This is a genomic window from Micromonospora echinofusca (assembly GCF_017614955.1).
GTDB classification, from domain to species: Bacteria; Actinomycetota; Actinomycetes; order Mycobacteriales; family Micromonosporaceae; genus Micromonospora; species Micromonospora echinofusca_A.
In genome coordinates, this window is record NZ_WVUH01000137.1 from 1 (window position 1) to 17409 (window position 17409).

The 17409-nt window shown below is 70.5% G+C and carries 16 protein-coding genes and 2 tRNA genes; 11 read left to right on the plus strand and 7 right to left on the minus strand.

Annotated elements, in window-relative coordinates:
• Nucleotides 1-149: 149 nt before the first annotated feature.
• The 5 genes from GSF22_RS16880 to GSF22_RS16900 form a co-directional block, all read right to left on the minus strand.
• Nucleotides 150-1379 (minus strand): hypothetical protein, encoded by a 1230-nt coding sequence (locus GSF22_RS16880; RefSeq protein ID WP_208814543.1) that lies wholly within the window; start codon nucleotides 1377-1379, stop codon nucleotides 150-152.
• The gene (locus GSF22_RS16885) at nucleotides 1376-2596 is read right to left on the minus strand and encodes a type VII secretion protein EccE (protein WP_208814544.1); all 1221 of its coding nucleotides are present in this window, start codon (nucleotides 2594-2596) and stop codon (nucleotides 1376-1378) included. The genes GSF22_RS16880 and GSF22_RS16885 overlap by 4 nt, the downstream gene beginning before the upstream one ends.
• A gap of 5 nt (nucleotides 2597-2601) precedes the next feature.
• Nucleotides 2602-4278 carry a right-handed parallel beta-helix repeat-containing protein gene (locus tag GSF22_RS16890; RefSeq protein WP_208814545.1) on the minus strand — a complete coding sequence of 559 codons (1677 nt, stop codon included), beginning with the start codon at nucleotides 4276-4278 and terminating at the stop codon, nucleotides 2602-2604.
• Nucleotides 4279-4397: 119 nt separating this feature from the next.
• Nucleotides 4398-6071: a CATRA conflict system CASPASE/TPR repeat-associated protein gene (locus GSF22_RS16895; RefSeq protein ID WP_208814546.1), complete on the minus strand. Its 1674-nt coding sequence runs from the start codon at nucleotides 6069-6071 to the stop codon at nucleotides 4398-4400.
• A 33-nt stretch (nucleotides 6072-6104) separates the two neighbouring features.
• Complete coding sequence (locus tag GSF22_RS16900) at nucleotides 6105-7421, minus strand: macro domain-containing protein (RefSeq protein WP_208814547.1); 1317 nt, start codon at nucleotides 7419-7421, stop codon at nucleotides 6105-6107.
• Between the two features lie 313 nt (nucleotides 7422-7734).
• On the opposite strand from GSF22_RS16900, the gene GSF22_RS16905 reads away from it, so the two are divergent.
• From GSF22_RS16905 to GSF22_RS16925, 5 genes are all read left to right on the plus strand, one after another.
• Nucleotides 7735-8124 (plus strand): CATRA system-associated protein, encoded by a 390-nt coding sequence (locus GSF22_RS16905; RefSeq protein WP_208814548.1) that lies wholly within the window; start codon nucleotides 7735-7737, stop codon nucleotides 8122-8124.
• Between the two features lie 14 nt (nucleotides 8125-8138).
• Complete coding sequence (locus GSF22_RS16910; RefSeq protein WP_208814549.1) at nucleotides 8139-8882, plus strand: CHAT domain-containing protein; 744 nt, start codon at nucleotides 8139-8141, stop codon at nucleotides 8880-8882.
• 27 nt (nucleotides 8883-8909) lie between these two features.
• The gene (locus tag GSF22_RS16915) at nucleotides 8910-9437 is read left to right on the plus strand and encodes a DUF6232 family protein (RefSeq protein WP_208814550.1); all 528 of its coding nucleotides are present in this window, start codon (nucleotides 8910-8912) and stop codon (nucleotides 9435-9437) included.
• A 211-nt stretch (nucleotides 9438-9648) separates the two neighbouring features.
• Entirely contained in the window at nucleotides 9649-9918 is a 270-nt protein-coding gene (locus GSF22_RS16920) for a hypothetical protein (protein ID WP_208814551.1), read from the plus strand.
• 42 nt (nucleotides 9919-9960) lie between these two features.
• Entirely contained in the window at nucleotides 9961-10641 is a 681-nt protein-coding gene (locus tag GSF22_RS16925) for an SMI1/KNR4 family protein (protein ID WP_208814552.1), read from the plus strand.
• 146 nt (nucleotides 10642-10787) lie between these two features.
• On the opposite strand, the gene GSF22_RS16930 is transcribed toward GSF22_RS16925, so the two are convergent.
• Nucleotides 10788-10861: transfer RNA gene (locus GSF22_RS16930), tRNA-Gly, on the minus strand.
• Nucleotides 10862-11070: 209 nt separating this feature from the next.
• Here GSF22_RS16930 and GSF22_RS16935 point away from each other — a divergent pair.
• From GSF22_RS16935 to GSF22_RS16960, 6 genes are all read left to right on the plus strand, one after another.
• Nucleotides 11071-11144: transfer RNA gene (locus GSF22_RS16935), tRNA-Pro, on the plus strand.
• 136 nt (nucleotides 11145-11280) lie between these two features.
• Nucleotides 11281-12639: a trigger factor gene (gene tig / locus GSF22_RS16940; protein ID WP_208814553.1), complete on the plus strand. Its 1359-nt coding sequence runs from the start codon at nucleotides 11281-11283 to the stop codon at nucleotides 12637-12639.
• Nucleotides 12640-12815: 176 nt separating this feature from the next.
• Complete coding sequence (locus GSF22_RS16945; protein WP_208814554.1) at nucleotides 12816-13457, plus strand: ClpP family protease; 642 nt, start codon at nucleotides 12816-12818, stop codon at nucleotides 13455-13457.
• A 10-nt stretch (nucleotides 13458-13467) separates the two neighbouring features.
• Nucleotides 13468-14130 carry an ATP-dependent Clp protease proteolytic subunit gene (locus tag GSF22_RS16950; protein WP_208814555.1) on the plus strand — a complete coding sequence of 221 codons (663 nt, stop codon included), beginning with the start codon at nucleotides 13468-13470 and terminating at the stop codon, nucleotides 14128-14130.
• A gap of 208 nt (nucleotides 14131-14338) precedes the next feature.
• A complete protein-coding gene (gene clpX, locus GSF22_RS16955; RefSeq protein ID WP_208814556.1) occupies nucleotides 14339-15631 on the plus strand; it encodes an ATP-dependent Clp protease ATP-binding subunit ClpX in 1293 nt (430 codons plus the stop codon).
• A gap of 107 nt (nucleotides 15632-15738) precedes the next feature.
• The gene (locus GSF22_RS16960) at nucleotides 15739-16536 is read left to right on the plus strand and encodes a carbon-nitrogen hydrolase family protein (protein ID WP_208814557.1); all 798 of its coding nucleotides are present in this window, start codon (nucleotides 15739-15741) and stop codon (nucleotides 16534-16536) included.
• Between the two features lie 10 nt (nucleotides 16537-16546).
• Here GSF22_RS16960 and GSF22_RS16965 read toward each other — a convergent pair whose 3' ends face one another.
• Complete coding sequence (locus tag GSF22_RS16965) at nucleotides 16547-16774, minus strand: hypothetical protein (protein ID WP_208814558.1); 228 nt, start codon at nucleotides 16772-16774, stop codon at nucleotides 16547-16549.
• Nucleotides 16775-17409: the final 635 nt, after the last annotated feature.

Here is a 17409-nt window from a genome sequence, read left to right on the forward strand (position 1 = left end):
GAGTGGGCTCCGCCCCCCCGGCGTCCCGGCACCCCGGCACCCCGGCGTCCCGGCACCCCGGCACCGTCGCCCATCGCCCATCGCCCGTCGCCCATCGCCCGTCGCCCGTCGCCCGTCGCCCGCCGGGCGGGGACGGGCCGCGCCGATCGTCAGCGCCGGGGTGCGCCGCCGTACTGGCGCTCGACCTCGGTCTGCGCCAACCAGAGGTACCGCTCGACGCCGTCCACCACCAGCGCGAGCATGTCGTCGGTCATCGCCTGGAGGTACTGCGCGCTGGCCCCGGGCAGTCGTAGCACGTCGGCGACGAGCGCCGACTCCCCGCTGGAGAGCCGCTGGAGCAGCACCAGATCGGAGGCGTGCAGCACCGGTACCCCCGACCGGTCCAGCTGGCGCAGCACGGTGAGCTGCGCCTGCCACGGACCGAGCGGCTGGGGGGCGACCGCGCCGGTCAGCCCCACGTCGTGGATGACCAGCACGGGCTGCCGGGCGGTGGCGGCCAGCGCCAGCGGCTGGTCGGCCGGGACCAGGGCGACCCGGTCGTTGCGGCCGGTCACCCGCTCACCGAAACCGTCCCAGTTACGCGGGTCGGCCGTGACCACGGCGACCCGGGCGCCCAGGGCGAGTACCCGGAAGGCCAGCAGCTGGCTGGCCCACACCCCACCGACCAGGGTCACCCGGGTCGGGTCGGGACCGAACAACCGGACCGGCACCGGACGCCGCTCCTGGTCGGCACCGATGATGACCCCGGTGCCGGGTGCCGACACGCGCAGCTGCGCGAGCGCCGCCGGAGAGGCGATGTGCGAGCCGATCCGTAGCCGGCTGAGCCGCTGTTGAGGATCGGCACCCCCCGGTGGCGGCGGGGCGTCCGGGCCGGGGGCCGGCGGATCCTGCCGCAGCACCTCGGGTACGGCCAACCGCTGCCCCGGGACACCGGCCAGCAACGGCCGGGCGGCGGCGGTCGTGGCGGCACTGGCCGCCGTGGTGCCGGTCGCAGCGCCGGCCCCGGCCCCGGTCGCCGCACCGGTCACGGCGCTGCCGGCCTGCGGGTCGCCGGTGGCCACCGCCGGCGGCGCGGCAACGGGTGCCGGCGCCGGGTAGGCCCCGGGGTACGGGGCCGACGCGTACGCCTGCCCAGGGTAGGGCTGCTGCCCCGGGTACCCCGACCCGGTGTACTCCTGCCCGGGGTGGGGCAGCGCACCGGCCGGGTACGCCGTGCCAGCGGGCGGCCCGGGCGGTCCGGGCGGGACAGCCGCACCGACCGGGGAGCGCCCGACGACGGCCCGGCCGATCGTCGGCGCGGGCATCCCCGGGTCTGCTACCGGCCGGTCCGGGTACCCGGGTGGCTGGCCGGAGCCGGGGCCGGAGCCAGGGGTCGTCATCGGGCACCACCTCCGGTGGGGGCCGTCGCGTAGACGGCCGGACCCTGCTCACCGTCCAACGGGAACAGTGTGGCCTGCCGTTGCTCGGCGCCCCGGACGAGGGCCTGGCAGAGCGGGGCCGACTCGTTGGCCGGTGCCGCGACCCGGACCAGACCGCGCAGGTCGGTCATGCCGTCGGTGTCCTCCGGCGCCAGGATCAGCGACACCGTGGTCATCGCCGAGGGGGAACTGCCGAGCCAGCCGAGCAACGCGCCCGCCTGGCCGACTTCCGGCCAGGAACGGACCCAGTACGAGCGGTGTACCAGCCGGCCGGAGTGCCACGCCGACCATTCCTCCCTGGGTGGTGTGGCGTGCGGCTCCAGGGTGCCGGCCGGGTCCAGGTCACAGGAGTTGAGCAGGGCCTGCACCAGCTCGTCGGCGTCCAGCAGCCGGTAACCGAGCCCGGCCCGGCGCAGCGGCTTGACCACCCGGCGCAGCAGCGCGGCCACCACCGCCGGTGCCAGGTCCAGGTCCGCCCGCTGGTCCACCGTGGCCTCGGCGAGGGCACGGGCGTCCAGGCGTACCGCGATCCAGGTCTGCCGGTCGGCGGGTACCGGTGGGGCGTCGAATCCGGTGAGCAGCTGCCGGTACGACTGCCCGGCCGGCGACGAGGGGTGCGCGTCGATGCTCGGGGCGGGCACGGTCTGGAGTACCACCTGGAGCACCGCCCCGGGCTGGTCGGCCTCGGCCAGCGCGGCGGCCAGCGCGTTCAGGTCCAGGTCGCCCTCGGTGGGGCCACCCGGGTTGCCCGGTTGGAGGGCTGCCACCGCGTACCAGCCGGCGTCGTCGCGGGCGACACCGACCTGACCGCCGGCGGTCAGCGGTACGTCCTGTACGACCAGACCCGGTGCCAGCGCCCGCAGCGCGGTCAACCGGGGGTCGGTACCGGCGGCCACCGTGGCCACCCCCCGGCGTCGCCGCCGGTAGGCGCGGTTCATCAACAGCCGCTCCACCCACCAGCGGCCCTGCCGCCGCCCGAGGGTGACCAGCAGCAGGAGCAGTGCACCGAGCACGGCGGCGACCAGCACGACCGGGTCGCGCCCGAGTACCGCCGCCACGGTGACGAGGGCGGCCTCGGCGAGCAGCAGCTGGATCAGGTGTACCGGGCCCAGTTGGCCGGGGCGCCGACGGGGACGCAGCACGGCTGGTCCGTCCGGGGCGGGCGTACGCGGTGCCACGGCGGTCACCGTGTCGCGACGAGCAGGTCGTCCAGGACCAGGGTGCGCAGGTCGTCACGGTCCGGCATCCGGCCCAGCGACCGCAGCCGTCCGGACTGCGCCTTGCGCATCCCCTCCAGCAGTTTGCGGGCCTCCCGGGCGTTACCGAAGTTCCGGTCCCGCTCGATCTGCCCGAACCACTCCAGCAGGGCGTCGCCCAGCCCTGGCGCGAGCAGGTAGTCGTCGTTGCGGGCGATCCGGTTGACGATCAGCACCAGCTCGTCCGGGGCGTAGTTCTCGAACTCCAGGGTCTTGGCGAACCGGGAGGCCAGACCGGAGTTGGCGTCGAGGAAGGTGAGCATCTCGTCGGTGTACCCGGCGACGATGACGGCCACCTGGTCGCGGTGGTCCTCCATCAGCTTCACCAGGGTGTCGATGGCCTCCTGGCCGAAGTCGGCGCTGGCCCCACCGGCCCGGGACAGGGTGTACGCCTCGTCGATGAAGAGCACGCCACCCATGGCCTCCTCGAACACCTTGGTGGTCTTCTCGGCGGTGTGACCGATGTACTGGCCGACCAGGTCCCGCCGGGAGACCTCCTTGAACTGTCCGTTCGGCAGCACACCGAGCGCCTTGAGCAACTGCCCGTAGATCCGGGCGACCGTGGTCTTACCGGTACCCGGTGCCCCCGTGAAGATCAGGTGGTGACTGGCCCCGCCGACCGCCAGCCCGGCACTGCGTCGCCACTCGTTGACCTGGATCTCGTCGATCAGGGCCCGGACCTCGGCCTTCACCCCGGCCAGGCCGATCATCGAGTCGAGTTCGGCGAGCAGCTTCTCGACCTTCTCGGTGTCCTGCGTGGTCGCGCCGGACACCGCCTGTACGCCCACCCGGGGTTGACCGGCGGTCGGCTCCTCGGCCCGGATCGTGGGGTTGGCGCCCTCCGCCACGTCGATGCCCGGCTGGGCGGTCTGCTCCACCCGGGTCGTCTCGACCAGGCCCCCGCAGCCCGGTCCAAACGAGATGCCCACCCCCCGGGTGTCGTGCACCCAGGTGGCGCTGATCTGCGGCGCGCTCTGGTGCGCCACCACGATCCCGGCGTCCCCGGTGGTCGAGATGTCACACTTCTCGATCGTCGGACGACCACCCTGGTAGACGTACACGCCCCGGTAGCCGCAGTCGGCGACCGTGCAGTTGCGGATCGTCGGGTTCGCGCCGAGCCGGACGATGATGCCGTCGTCGCTGATGCCTCGCACCTCGCAGGTGTCCAGCACGCCCCCGGCGTCCGAGAGGACGAACCCGTGCTGGCCGCCGAGCACCTTCACGTCGGTGGCGTCGACCACCGCGCCGTCGACGACCTGCACCCCGGCCGCGTACCCGGTGCGCACCTCGCACTTCTCGATGGTCAGCCGGCCCCCGGTGGCCTCGACCGCCGGGTAGTCGCCACCGGCGACCACCAGCCCGCGCAGGGTGACCTCCGCGCCGGAACAGGCGATCGTCGGCGCCCCGGCGCCACTGCCGTCGATGGTCACCGAGCCGGCCTCGCCCGCCGCCACCAGGCTCACCCGCTGGCGGGCCAGACGGACCGACTCGGGGTAGACGCCGGCCTCGATGGAGATCGTGGCGCCGTCCGGCGCGACCTCCAGTGCGTCGCGGATGGTGGGGTAGGCCCCGGCTCGCTGTGTGGAGACGGTGAGAGTACGCATGGCTCCGCTCGGTCCAGGAGGGACTTTTGAGGCAGGCTACCGCGTCCGGGCCGGCCGCCGGTGACACAGGTTCGCCGGGCGGACGGCCCGCCAGCCGTCCAGCGCCTGCCGGTGCCCCGTCAGGGCCGGCGGGTCAGCGCCGACAGGCCAGCGAACCGGCGTTGGTTGAGCCAGTCCGGGCCACGGTCGTTGACTGCGCACCCGGCGTTCTTCAACCGGTGGGCGACCTTCTGCATGGCCGGCACCGAACCGTCGAACCGGACGAAGTTGCGTCCCCCGATGTCGGAGAACGGGCGGAGCTGACCGACCTGGATCAGCACGGTCCGGGTCGGGTGCAGGGCGAACGCCATACCGGCCTCGAAGAGCACGTTGGGCCGGGCCTGTCCGGTCGGCTGCCGCTCGTGCTCCGGCTCCTCCGCGGTGTGCAGGTCGGGATGGAGGTACGCGACGTCGTCGGGGGTCAGCAGGACGACGGCCGCCTGGATGTTCTCGAAACCCTGCCGGACCACGTCACCGAGGTACGGGGTCGCCGCGTTCGTGTCGTTCACCACCTCCTCCCAGTCCACCGGGTGCAGGTCGAGCGCCCGGAGGAACCCGAAGAACGCGTCGACCACCTCAAGGTCGCGGCCGTGTACGACGAAGACGTTGCGCGGGTTGGGCACGGTGCTCCTCTGTTCTTCGGGGTGGGGGTCGTCGGATGGCAGGCGTGCCACGATGCCGGCCACCGTGCGCAGGTGTCCGGTGCTGACAGCCAACCCCGACAGGTCGTCGGCGAGCAGGGTGCGGAACCAGTCGACGAGCCGGTCGTCGTCGGCGAACGGACCGGTACCGGTCAGCAGCGCGTCCGCCTCGCCGCCGAGTGCGGTGCGCATGTTGTCGCGGGCCGTCTCCACCGAGCGGCTCATGGTGCGCAACTGCCGTTCCAGGGTGGCCGCCGTCACCTCGCCCCGGGCCAGTTCCGGTAGCGCGTCGCCGGGCGACCGGGCGACCAGGTCGGTCGTGCGGTCGACCTCGACGGTGGGGTCGTCGGCGGCCAGGCGGACCCGTAGGTGGTGCCGGACGGTCGCCGCGTGCAGCAGGTAGCGGGCCAGGGGCGGCATCGCCGGGTCACCCCGCGACCAGGTCCAGGCACTCAACCGGTCCCCGTCCCCGTCCGGTGCGAGTACCAGCAGCCGGCGCTCCGTCCGGCCGTCGTCGGTCGCGCCCACCTCCCACACGCCGAGCCCGGCCGGGGTCACCACCCCCGCCGGCCAGTACCCGGCCGTCCCGGTGACCGGCAGCGACGGCAGCAGGGCGTACGCCGGGGCCGGGTCGACGGTCGCCTGGTGCGTGAGCAGCCCCTGGTAGACGCGGGTGACGCCGAGCAGCCCACCGGCCGTCGGTGGGGCGATCGCGGACCACAGGCGGTCCAGCCCGGTCCAGCCGTCGGGCCCGGTCCAGCCGTCGGGCCCGTCCCCGTGTGGTCGCTCGACGGGGGCGAGGACCACCGACAGGTTCACCACGTCGTGGTGGCGCCGCAGAATGGCCTGGAACACCGGTTCGGCGGCCTGCTGCCCGGCCAGGGTCACGTCGTCGAGACCGGATGTGCCCCGGCGGATATCCGTCAGCTCCGGTAACTTGTCGGGGACCGGAATGCCACCGATCGGATGACGCATTCCGGCGAGTTCACGACACTGCGCCCAGATGTGTTGCAGATCTGCGTACGCCTCGACCGCCCACGGTCCGTGCAGTGGTGCAAAGACATGGACGACCAACTCCCGGGCATGGACCGTTGGTGATTCCGTCTCGTGCACGGCCAGATCGTAGACGGTGCGCCATAATCGTTGCTACAACGAGTCGATCAGCCGGCGGAGGGCGTTGACGTCGACCTTCTCAAGCTGATATGGGGACAGCACGATACGGAGTTCCCGGCAGATCGGAAAACGACCCGACGCGCGTAGGAATGAGAGCACGATCAGCTCCAGCAGTCCCTGATGGTCGACCGTGTCCAGCCGGGACCGGCCGGATCCGACGAGCGGAATCGCGACCTCGGCGAACTGTCCGTGCCGGTGTACCGCCTCCCACAGCCGGTCGAGGCTGTCGGCCAGCCACTCCAGCGAGGAGCGGGCGACCAGGTCGTTGCCGAGCCGGCTGTACGCGACGCAGAAGATCCGCCGCGCCTCGTCGGGCAGCACCGCCACCGTGCCCACCGGGTACCGGACGAGTTTGCCGTGGCGTTTGCCGGCGCGGGTCTCCCGATCCTGCTCGGGTGTCCCGGACAGGGCGCGCCGCAGGTCCCGGTCGAGCCGTTCCCGGTCACCCCGGTAGACCCGGTGCAGCAGCTGCCCCTGGATGCTGGTCGCGGAGATCACCCGGTCGCCCCGGGTGGACGTGTCGAAGGTGTCGGTGAACCCGACCACCAGGTCGGCCCGGTGCAGGGCGAACAGGTCCCCGACGGCCAGCACGAGGGTGGCCCGGGGGCGGTCGAAGGTGTGCCGCAGGACGACGTCCTGGTCGGCGGCCTCCCGCCGTCGCAGGTCGTCGAGGACGCTTTGGACCTCGGTGTCCCCGGGGCGTTCGGCGAGCAGCTCCCCGGCCAGGGACCGCGCCTCGTCCGGCAGTCGCAGCGCGACGTACGCGTCGAGGAGCCGACGCTGGACCGAGGTGCGCAGCTCCCGCAGGCGACGCAGCGCGCCCGTACCGGACTGGTCCGACCCGAGCTGGACGGCCGTGGTGTCGCGCCACAGCGCGAGCGCCGTGCGGGCGACGTCGGCGGCCCTGGCCGGCTCGGCGGTGCGGGCGATCTCGGCCAGGTCCTCGAACCACCAGACGTCCACGTCGTCCCGGGCCAGGGCCAGCTGGTACGCCGACGAGGTGCCCCGGGCGGTCAGGATGATCTCGGAGGTGTCACCGGGGCGTTCCGGGTCGACGATCCTGCGCAGTTCCCCGATCTGGCGCTGCACGAGGGTCCGGTTGCCCCGGCTCAGCGGTGCTGCCGTCCCGGCGTACCAGACGTCGCGGTAGAGCTGCTCGATCGCCACCGGCCGGCCACCGGCGACGAGGAGCCGGAGCAGCATCCGGGCGTTGGTGGGGGTGAGTTTCGCGGGCTTCCCGTCGACCTCGACGAGGAGTTGGCCGAGTGCCGCCACCCGCACATGAGGCATCGCACGTCCCCTCTAAAGGGTCTACCTGCGGAAATGACTCGATCGGGGGAGCGTACAACTGCACCTGGTCGGAAGCAAACCGGAAGCAGATACGGCATTGCGCTGGAAGCGTTTCGGCTGTGTGCTTGATCAGGGGAGTCGCACGTTGGACGGAAAAGGCAGGGAGCTGTTCCGGTCGATGCGTTACATCTGACCGAACCGGTTGAAGGTGGCAAATCACGGCCGGCTTACCCGGGCGTTATCCGACCAACCCGACCCTCTCGATCGATGTACATAACTCAATGGCTCGCTCTGGGCCTGAGGGGGTGATTTCATGACGGAGGTACTCCGCACCCTGGAATCGGACGTAAAGAACTTTCTCGCCGCGTCACTCATTCGCCTCGACGACGTGGAAACCGACGACGAACGTTTCTGGCCGAAGGTGCTCGGGGTGCTCGACACCCTGGAACCGGCCGTGCGCCGGCAGGACGCCGTGCAGGTACTGACCGCCGCCCGGCTGCTCGACCGGATCAGCGCACCCCGGGCGACCCCGATCGGCTCCCGACCGGCGCACCCTATGCCCCGCGCGGTCCGCGACCGGCGCAACACGCTGCTCCACGCCCTGGGCACCGATCCGCCCCGGCCCCGGGAGAGCCAGGACGGTGCGGACGAGGGCCAGGACGGCCCGCAGGGGCAGGACCGCCGCTCAGGACAACAGCGATGAGGCATGGAGCCGTCATGGGAGAGATCGTCTACGGGGACAAGGTCTACGGCAACAAGTTCGGCGGCGACCTGGTCCAGGGCGACAAACACGTCTACGGCCCCGGCCACGTCCCCGACGACGGCCGGCACTCCGGCAGCCGCCCCCACGGCGGCGGCGTCCACCGCCGGGAGTCCCGGGTGATCCTGCTGATGACCGCCAACCCACTGCGCACCTCGGCCCTGCGCCTCGACCAGGAGCGGCGGGCGATCGACCAGGTTGTCACCCTGGCACAGGCCGGCGACTGGCTGACCGTCCGCACCGCCGACGCGGTACGCCTCGACGACCTCCAGACCGCGCTGCTGCGGCACCGCCCGGTGATCGCCCACTTCAGCGGGCACGGCAGCCAGTCGCACGGGATCCTGGTCAACGACGACTTCGGCCTTCCCCAGCCGGTACCCCCGCACGCGCTCAGCGACCTGTTCGGCATCCTCCGGGGCGCCCTGCGGTGCGTCGTGCTCAACGCCTGCTTCACCCACGAGCAGGCCCGCGCGGTGGCCCGGCACGTGCCCTGCGTGATCGCCATGCAGGGGCCGGTACCGGACCAGACCGCCATCCGCTTCGCGACCGGCTTCTACCAGGGCATCGCGCACGGCAGTTCGGTGCGGGTGGCCTACGAACTCGGCCGCAACCTGCTCAGCCTGCACGGTCACGACGACACCCAGCTGCCCGTACTCGTGGCGGGCGAGGGTGTGGCCGAACAGACCGTGATCGCCGACTGACCAACTCCTCGAAGGGACGGACACGACATGGGATACGCACTGGAGACCGTTCAGGTAGCTGTCCGGAACCGTACGCTGTGGGTCGGTGACCACGCGTACCCGCTGCACAACATCGCCCGGGTGCGCTCCGCCGCCTACGTGCCGGACCGCAGCGGCGCCATCCGGGCCTTCGTCCGGAGCGCGGTGAAGACGGCCGTGGGCGGCCTCTTCGGGTTCGTCCTCCTCGCCTGCCTCGGCGACGCCGCACCGGGGGCGTTCTACGTCATCCTCCTGCTGGTGGTGGCCGGGGTCTTCGCCCTCCAGGGCCTCCGGCTGGCCCGCGCGCTCAACGAGACCAACATCTACGCGCTGATGGTGGAGACGGCGGGCAGCCCGCACGTGGCCCTGATGAGCCGGGACCGGGAGCAGGTCCAGTACCTGGTCCACCAGATCGTCGAGGCGATCGACAACCCGGCCAAGGAGTTCGCCATCACGGTGGAGAACATCCACGGTGACAAGGTTCTCGGCAGCAAGTTCCTCGGCGACAACGTGACCGGCAACAAGGTCGTGCACTGACCACGGTCACCGACCGGTAGACCCGGGATGCCCGCCACCGGCAAGGCGGGCATCCCGTCCGGCCGTCCGGGACGCCACCGTCCGCGCCGGCCGGCGGCAATCGATCTCCCTCATTGCGGGACGGGGCGGTGCCCCGGCATGCCACGCCCCATCATGGTGACGCGACGGGGTGCGGACCCCGCCACGGACGGAGGTCACGTTGGACACGGTCATGATTCTCACCCTCACGATGGTCCTCGGTGGACCGCTGCTGTGGTGGATCCTGGTCCGGACCGCCGGCCCGTTGTCGCCGGTCCGCCGCACCCGTGCGCGGATCGGACTGGCCCTGCTGCTGGGTGCGGGCGTCGTGCTGTTCGTGGTGCCGGTGTACAGCACCACCAACACCGTGGCGACCGCGGTCTGGCTGGCGGGTGGTCTGTTGACGGCGTGGGCCACCCGGCGGTCCGGCAGCGGTGGGGACGCCCGGACCCCGACCCCGTGACGGCGGCCAACCGATCGACGCCGTGCCGGTATCGTGCCGGCCGTGACGCTCATCGACTGGTCGGACGTACCCGCACGGCTCGGGCGGCTGTCGGCCCTGCCCGGCGCCGACGCTGTCTTCGGCTCCTCCGACCACGGATGGGAGCTTGAACCGCCCCTGACGCCCGGGGAGCTGACCGAACTGGAGACCCAACTCGGGGTCGACCTGCCGGGGGAGTACCGGTCCTTCCTGTCGGAGGCGGGCCGGGGCGGTGCCGGACCGGCCTACGGGCTCTTCCCGGTCCGCCGGGTGGACGGACGCTGGCGGTGGGCGGGCGACGGCGCGGAACTGACCGACCTGGACACCCTCGGGCAGCCCTTCGCCCACGTCGGGGCGTTCGATCCCGCCCACGGTCTGCCCGCACCGCCCGAGGAGGCGGACTACGACTCGGAGGAGGCGTACGACGAGGCGGCGGAAGCGTACTGGGAACGGTACGACGAGGTCGCCCTCAGTCCCGAACACTCGATCGGGCTGCTGTACCTGTGCCATCTCGGCTGCGCGTACCGGGAGGCTCTCGTCGTCACCGGTCCGGCGCGGGGCCAGATGTGGGCCGACGACAGAGCCGGCAACGGTCCTCTCCGGCCGTTGCGCGACGACGGCGGAAGGCCCCTCGGGTTCGCCCGCTGGTACCGGCGCTGGTTGGACGCAGCGGAAGCCGAGGTTCCGCACGACCTGCCCGGCTAGGGCCGCCGGGCGACAGGGCCGCCTGGCGGTGGCCGTGCCGGCCTGCCGGAAGCTGCTGGCCCGCGAACGGCCCGCAAGATCAAGGAAGGCTGAAACGAGAGCGGCCCAGGTGCGGTGATCGTGCCGCTGACCTGGGCCGGAGAGTGTGGAGCGGGCGACGGGAATCGAACCCGCACCGTCAGTTTGGAAGACTGAAGCTCTGCCATTGAGCTACGCCCGCGTACGCCCCGGTTCCCCGGGCCGTGGGAGGTAGCGTACCCGGTCCGTCCCGTCGACGCGTACGGGTATCCCGGCGCACCTACCGGAGCCGACCGACCGGAGCCAGGCGATCGGACCCGGCCCGGCGACCCGGCCCGGCGGACCTGCGCGACCCGCCGTGCGACCCGCCACCCCACCCGGACACGGACGGGCATACACTTCTCGTCGCAACGGGGTGTAGCGCAGCTTGGTAGCGCACTCGCTTTGGGAGCGAGGGGCCGTGGGTTCAAATCCCGCCACCCCGACTGTCGTCCGCGGCCTCGGCGTCCGGCAGCACCACCCGTGGTGCCGGGCGCTGATCGGGCGCCGCTTCGGCTCGCCTACACTCGATGGGCTGAATCACGCCCAGATCAAGACCGAGATCCGTCAAGGAGTACGCCTGTGAAGAGCACCGTCGAGACTCTGAGCCCGACGCGCGTGCGGCTCGCCATCGAGGTGCCGTTCGTCGAGCTCGAGCCGAGCCTCAAGAAGGCGTACCGGGAGATCGCCCAGCAGGTGAACGTCCCCGGTTTCCGGCGCGGCAAGATCCCGGCTGCGGTGATCGACCAGCGGGTGGGTCGCGGTGCCGTGCTGAACGAGGCCGTGCAGGAGGCGATCCCGGAGAACATCCTGGCCGCCGTCCGGGAGCACGACGTCAAGACGCTCGGCCGCCCCGAGGTGGAGATCACCGAGTTCAACGACGGTGACACCCTCAAGTTCACCGCCGAGGTCGACGTCCGGCCGGAGATCACCATCCCGGATCTCACCACCGTCGAGGTGACCGTCGACGAGCTCCAGATCAGCGACACCGAGGTGGACGAGCAGGTCAACAACCTGCGCGAGCGCTTCGCCACGCTGAAGACCGTCGAGCGGTCCGCCCAGGAGGGTGACTTCGTGCAGCTCGACCTGGTCGCCACGGTCGACGGCGCCGAGGTGCCGGGCGGCACGGCCAGCAACCTCTCGCACGAGGTCGGCAGCAAGCAGCTGCTCCCCGGCCTGGACGAGGCGGTCGTCGGTCTCTCCGCCGGCGAGGAGACCAGCTTCGTGACCCAGCTCGTCGGTGGGGACTTCGCCGGCAGCGACGCGGACGTGAAGGTGACCGTCCGGACCGTCAAGGAGAAGGAACTGCCCGAGCTGAACGACGAGTTCGCCCAGCTCGCCAGCGAGTTCGACACCCTCGACGAGCTGCGTGCCGACGTGCGCGAGCGGGTCACCAAGGGCAAGCGGATGGAGCAGATCTACGCCGCCCGGGACAAGGCCCTGGAGCAGCTGGTCGCCGCCGCCGAGGTGCCCGCGCCGGAGGGCGTCGTCCGCGAGGAGGTCGACCACCGCAAGCAGGCGATGGTCGACCAGCTGGAGCGGATCGGCGCCTCGCTGGAGGACTACCTCGCGGCTGAGGAGAAGACCGAGGAGCAGATCACCACCGAGCTGACCGAGGCGGCCACCCAGGGTGTCCGGATCCAGCTGCTGCTCGACTCGCTGGCGGACGCGGAGAACGTCCAGGTCACCGACGACGAGTTCGGCCACGAGATCGTGCACCGGGCGCAGCGCGCCGGCATGGCTCCGCAGCAGTACTACGACCAGCTGGTCCGGTCGGGCGCCGCGGGTGCCGTCTTCGGCGACGTTCGCCGGGGCAAGGCGCTCGCCTCGGTGATGGAGCGCATCAAGATCAAGGACACTGCGGGCAACGAGGTGACCCTCGACGCGCTGCGGGACGAGAACGAGGCCGAGCACGCGCACGACCACGACCACGAGCACTGATCGACGACCGGGTCTGGCCGCCGTCCGCCGCTTGCGGCGCGCGGCGGCCAGTCTTCTTTCAGGGGTACGCCCCGTGCGAGCTGCGCTCATAGCGAACAGTGCCCCGAGAGGGGCTCTGTGGGCCCGGTGACCGGTTAGTGTCGGGCGTAAGACGGTACGGAGAGCGAAGGGCTGCCATGACCGAAATGCACATCCCAGCGATGCCTCTCAGGGTGTCCGAAGCCCGCGGGGGCGACTCCATTGGCAACCTCGACGACTCGGTCTACAACCGGTTGCTCAAGGAGCGGATCATCTTCCTGGGCAGCGAGGTGACCGACCAGGTCGCCAACCGCATCTGTGCCCAGTTGCTGCTGCTCGCGGCGGAGGACCCGGAACGGGACATCAACCTCTGGATCAACTCGCCGGGTGGCTCGGTCTACTCCGGTATGGCGATCTACGACACGATGCAGTTCATCGACAACGACGTCTCGACCGTCGCCATGGGCATGGCCGCCTCGATGGGCCAGCTGCTGCTCTGCGCCGGGGCCAAGGGCAAGCGGTACGCTCTCCCGCACGCGCGGATCATGATGCACCAGCCGTCCGGTGGCATGGGTGGTACGGCGTCGGACATCGCCATCCAGGCCGAGCAGATGCTCTACACCAAGCGGATGTTCCAGGAGCGGGTGGCGGCGCACACCGGTCAGAGCCAGGCTCAGATCGAGGCCGACTCGGACCGGGACCGTTGGTTCACGGCGCAGGAAGCCAAGGACTACGGCTTCATCGACAAGGTGATCACCGGGGCCGCGCAGGTTCCCGACGGCGCCGGAACCCTGAGCTGAGGAGCTGACGATGACTGACCTGAGCCTGCCGCCACAGTTCGCGGCCGTGCACAACCGGTACGTCCTGCCGTCCTTCGTCGAGCGCACGTCGTACGGGGTGAAGGAGTCCAACCCGTACAACAAGCTCTTCGAGGACCGGATCATCTTCCTGGGTGTCCAGGTGGACGACGCGTCGGCCAACGACGTGATGGCCCAGCTGCTGACGCTGGAGGGCACCGACCCGGACCGCGACATCATCATGTACATCAACTCGCCCGGCGGTTCGTTCACCGCCATGACGGCGATCTACGACACGATGCAGTACGTCCGGCCGGACATCCAGACGGTCTGCCTCGGCCAGGCTGCCAGCGCCGCTGCGGTGCTGCTGGCCGCGGGTACGCCGGGCAAGCGGATGGCGCTGCCGAACTCGCGGATCATCATCCACCAGCCGGCCACGGAGGGCGGCTACGGGCAGGGCTCGGACATCGAGATCCAGGCCCGGGAGATCCTGCGAATGCGTACCCAGCTGGAGGACATGCTCTCCCGGCACTGCAACCAGCCGGTCGAGAAGGTCCGCAAGGACATCGACCGCGACAAGATCATGACCGCCGAGGAGTCCCGCGAGTACGGGCTGGTGGACACGATCCTGACCAGCCGCAAGAAGGGTCTGCTGGCGGCCAACGCCGCAAGCTGACGGGTCTGCTGACGGGGGGTCGGTCGGGTGCTGTCCCGGCCGGCCCTCTGACACACCGGGCCGGGGGTCGGCGAAAACCCGGCCAGCGGGTAACGTCAGTCTGTACCGCTCCGCTGGTCCGACCGTGGAGCGGGGCGGGACCGACGGGGGCGTAGCCTCCTGGAGGCGGCCGGGGAACACCGGTCGATGAGCGCAGGGAGAAATGTAGGTGGCACGGATCGGCGACGGTGGCGACCTACTGAAGTGCTCCTTCTGCGGTAAGTCGCAGAAGCAGGTCAAGAAACTCATCGCAGGGCCCGGGGTCTACATCTGCGACGAGTGCATCGATCTCTGCAACGAGATCATCGAAGAGGAGCTGGCCGAGACCGGCGAGGTCAAGTGGGAAGAACTCCCCAAGCCGATGGAGATCTGCCAGTTCCTCGACAACTACGTCGTGGGGCAGGACCAGGCGAAGCGGGCCCTCGCGGTGGCGGTCTACAACCACTACAAGCGCATCCAGGCCGAGGCGGCCGGGGTGGGGAGCGGCGAGGACGGCGTCGAGCTGGCCAAGTCGAACATCCTCCTGATCGGGCCGACCGGCTGCGGTAAGACCCACCTGGCGCAGACCCTGGCCCGGATGCTCAACGTGCCGTTCGCGATCGCGGACGCCACCGCGCTCACCGAGGCGGGTTACGTCGGCGAGGACGTGGAGAACATCCTCCTCAAGTTGATCCAGGCGGCGGACTACGACGTCAAGCGGGCCGAGACCGGGATCATCTACATCGACGAGGTCGACAAGATCGCCCGCAAGTCGGAGAATCCCTCGATCACCCGGGACGTCTCCGGTGAGGGCGTCCAGCAGGCCCTGCTGAAGATCCTCGAAGGCACGGTGGCGAACGTGCCGCCGCAGGGTGGGCGCAAGCACCCGCACCAGGAGTTCATCCAGATCGACACCACCAACGTGCTGTTCATCTGCGGTGGCGCCTTCGCCGGCCTCGACCAGATCATCGAGTCGCGGACGGGCCAGGGCGGTACCGGTTTCGGTGCCCGGTTGCGGTCGGTCTCCGAGCGGATGGCCGACGACGTCTTCGACCAGGTGCTGCCGGAGGACATGCTCAAGTTCGGGCTGATCCCCGAGTTCGTCGGCCGACTGCCGGTGATCACGAGTGTCCGCAGCCTGGACCGGGCCGCCCTGGTGCGCATCCTGACCGAGCCCCGTAACGCCCTGGTCCGGCAGTACCAGCGCCTCTTCGAGCTGGACGGGGTCGAGCTGGAGTTCGAGCCGCCGGCGTTGGAGGCGATCGCCGACCAGGCGATGCTGCGGGGGACGGGTGCCCGTGGGCTGCGCGCCATCATGGAGGAGGTCCTGCTCTCCGTGATGTACGAGGTGCCCAGCAACCCCGATGCGGCGCGCGTGCTGATCACCCGTGAGGTCGTCCTGGAGAACGTCTACCCGACGATCGTGCCGCGGGAGTTCACCGGGCGTCGGGCCCGGCGCGAACGCGAGGAGAAGTCCGCCTGACCGGCTACCCGGTGACGGTCGTGACCCGACCCGGTCAGGGCCGTCACCGGAGCCGGCGGCCGGCGGCTCTCCCGACCGGCCGCAGGTACCCGTAGGAGGCTCAGGTCATGCGTGTCGCCGTCTGTCAGCTCAACGCCCGGGACGACCGAGCCGCCAATCTGGCGCAGGCTGCGGATCTGCTCGCCCGGGCGGCGGATGCCGGCGCCGACATAGCCGTACTTCCCGAGTACGTCGACTATCTGGGCCCTGCCGCCGGGCTGCCCCGACCCGAGCCGGTGGACGGCGAGTTCGGCGAGTTCTTCGCCCGGACGGCACAACGGCTGGGTATCTGGGTGATCGCCGGGTCGTTCCACGAGAGCGGCCCGGACCCCGACCACACCTGGAACACCTCGCTGGTGTTCGACCGGTCCGGTGCGTTGGCTGCCACCTACCGCAAGATCCACCTGTACGACGTGGAGATCCCAGGCCGGGTCTCCTACCGCGAGTCCGCGTCGGTGGCCGCCGGCACCGAGCCGGTCGTGGTCACCGTCGACGGGGTACGCGTCGGCCTCTCCATCTGCTACGACCTGCGTTTCCCGGAGTTGTACCGGCGGCTCGCCGTCGAGGGCGGCGCGCAACTGCTGGTGGTCCCGGCGGCGTTCATGCTGCACACCGGGCGGGACCACTGGGAGGTGCTGCTCCGGGCCCGGGCGATCGAGAACCAGTGTTACGTGGCGGCGGCCGGGCAGATCGGTGACCACGATCCGGGTCGTACCTGTTTCGGCCGGAGCATGGTGGTCGACCCGTGGGGTCTGCCGTTGTGCGTGGCACCGGACACCACGACGTTCGCCGTGGCGGACGTCGACCTGGACCGGCTGGCCACGATCCGTACCGAGCTGCCCAGCCTGGCCAACCGCCGGCTCTGAGCCGTCCCGGTCATTCCCCCTGGAGCAGTACCCCGATCACCGCAAGGCCGATGATCGCCGCTGCGGTGACCAGCAGGGCGGTGGACATCCGGGAGGGCCCCCTTCTGGCCAGGGTGCGTACCGAGGCGAGCAGGGCCAGCAGCACGAGGATGCCGATGACCAGCTGCCAGATCGGCAGTAGCAGGCCGAGTAGTGCGTCTGCGGCCAGTACTGGCACGTCCCGCCGAGCCGGAGCCATGGTTGTCACTGTGTCACGTGCTGCCCTTTCCTGTCGTCCCACCTGCGCTGATCGGTCCGTACCGCCCGGCGACCCGGTCTCCGGCGGGCCCGGCTCGGATAGTGATGAGCGCTGATTTGTGTTCTCCAGGGCGGAAGCGTAACTTTCTCTCTGCACGCGGAAGGTCGGACAAACTGGCAGGAAGCGGGCATCAGGTTCGTGGCGGGTGACCGCCGAGCGAAGCTGGTACCGGGTGGTGTGATCGGCCGGTTGGACCGGGTTGCGATCGCGAAACTGACCGGGTAGAGTGCTGAAGCCGGCAGGAGCCGGGCGGGTTGCTGCAAGACAGTGACTGGCCGGTCTGCAAGGCTTCCCCAGACAGAAACGACCACCTTTTACAGGTGTGCGTCGTCCTGGGAATCTAGACGGAGCTAGCCGAGATCAGAAATTTGGTCTTGACACTGCGAAGTCGCTCTGGTAAGGTAGAGGAGTTGCCCCAAGGGGAATCCCACAATGTGGGAAACCGGCTTGGTGTGTGGTTGTTCTTTGAGAACTCAACAGGGTGCTTGATAAGCCAGTGCCAAATTTTGTTTGATACCCCGGACTGGCCGCATCGTTTGGTGTGGTTGGTTTGTGGATTCCTTTGGCAACACTTT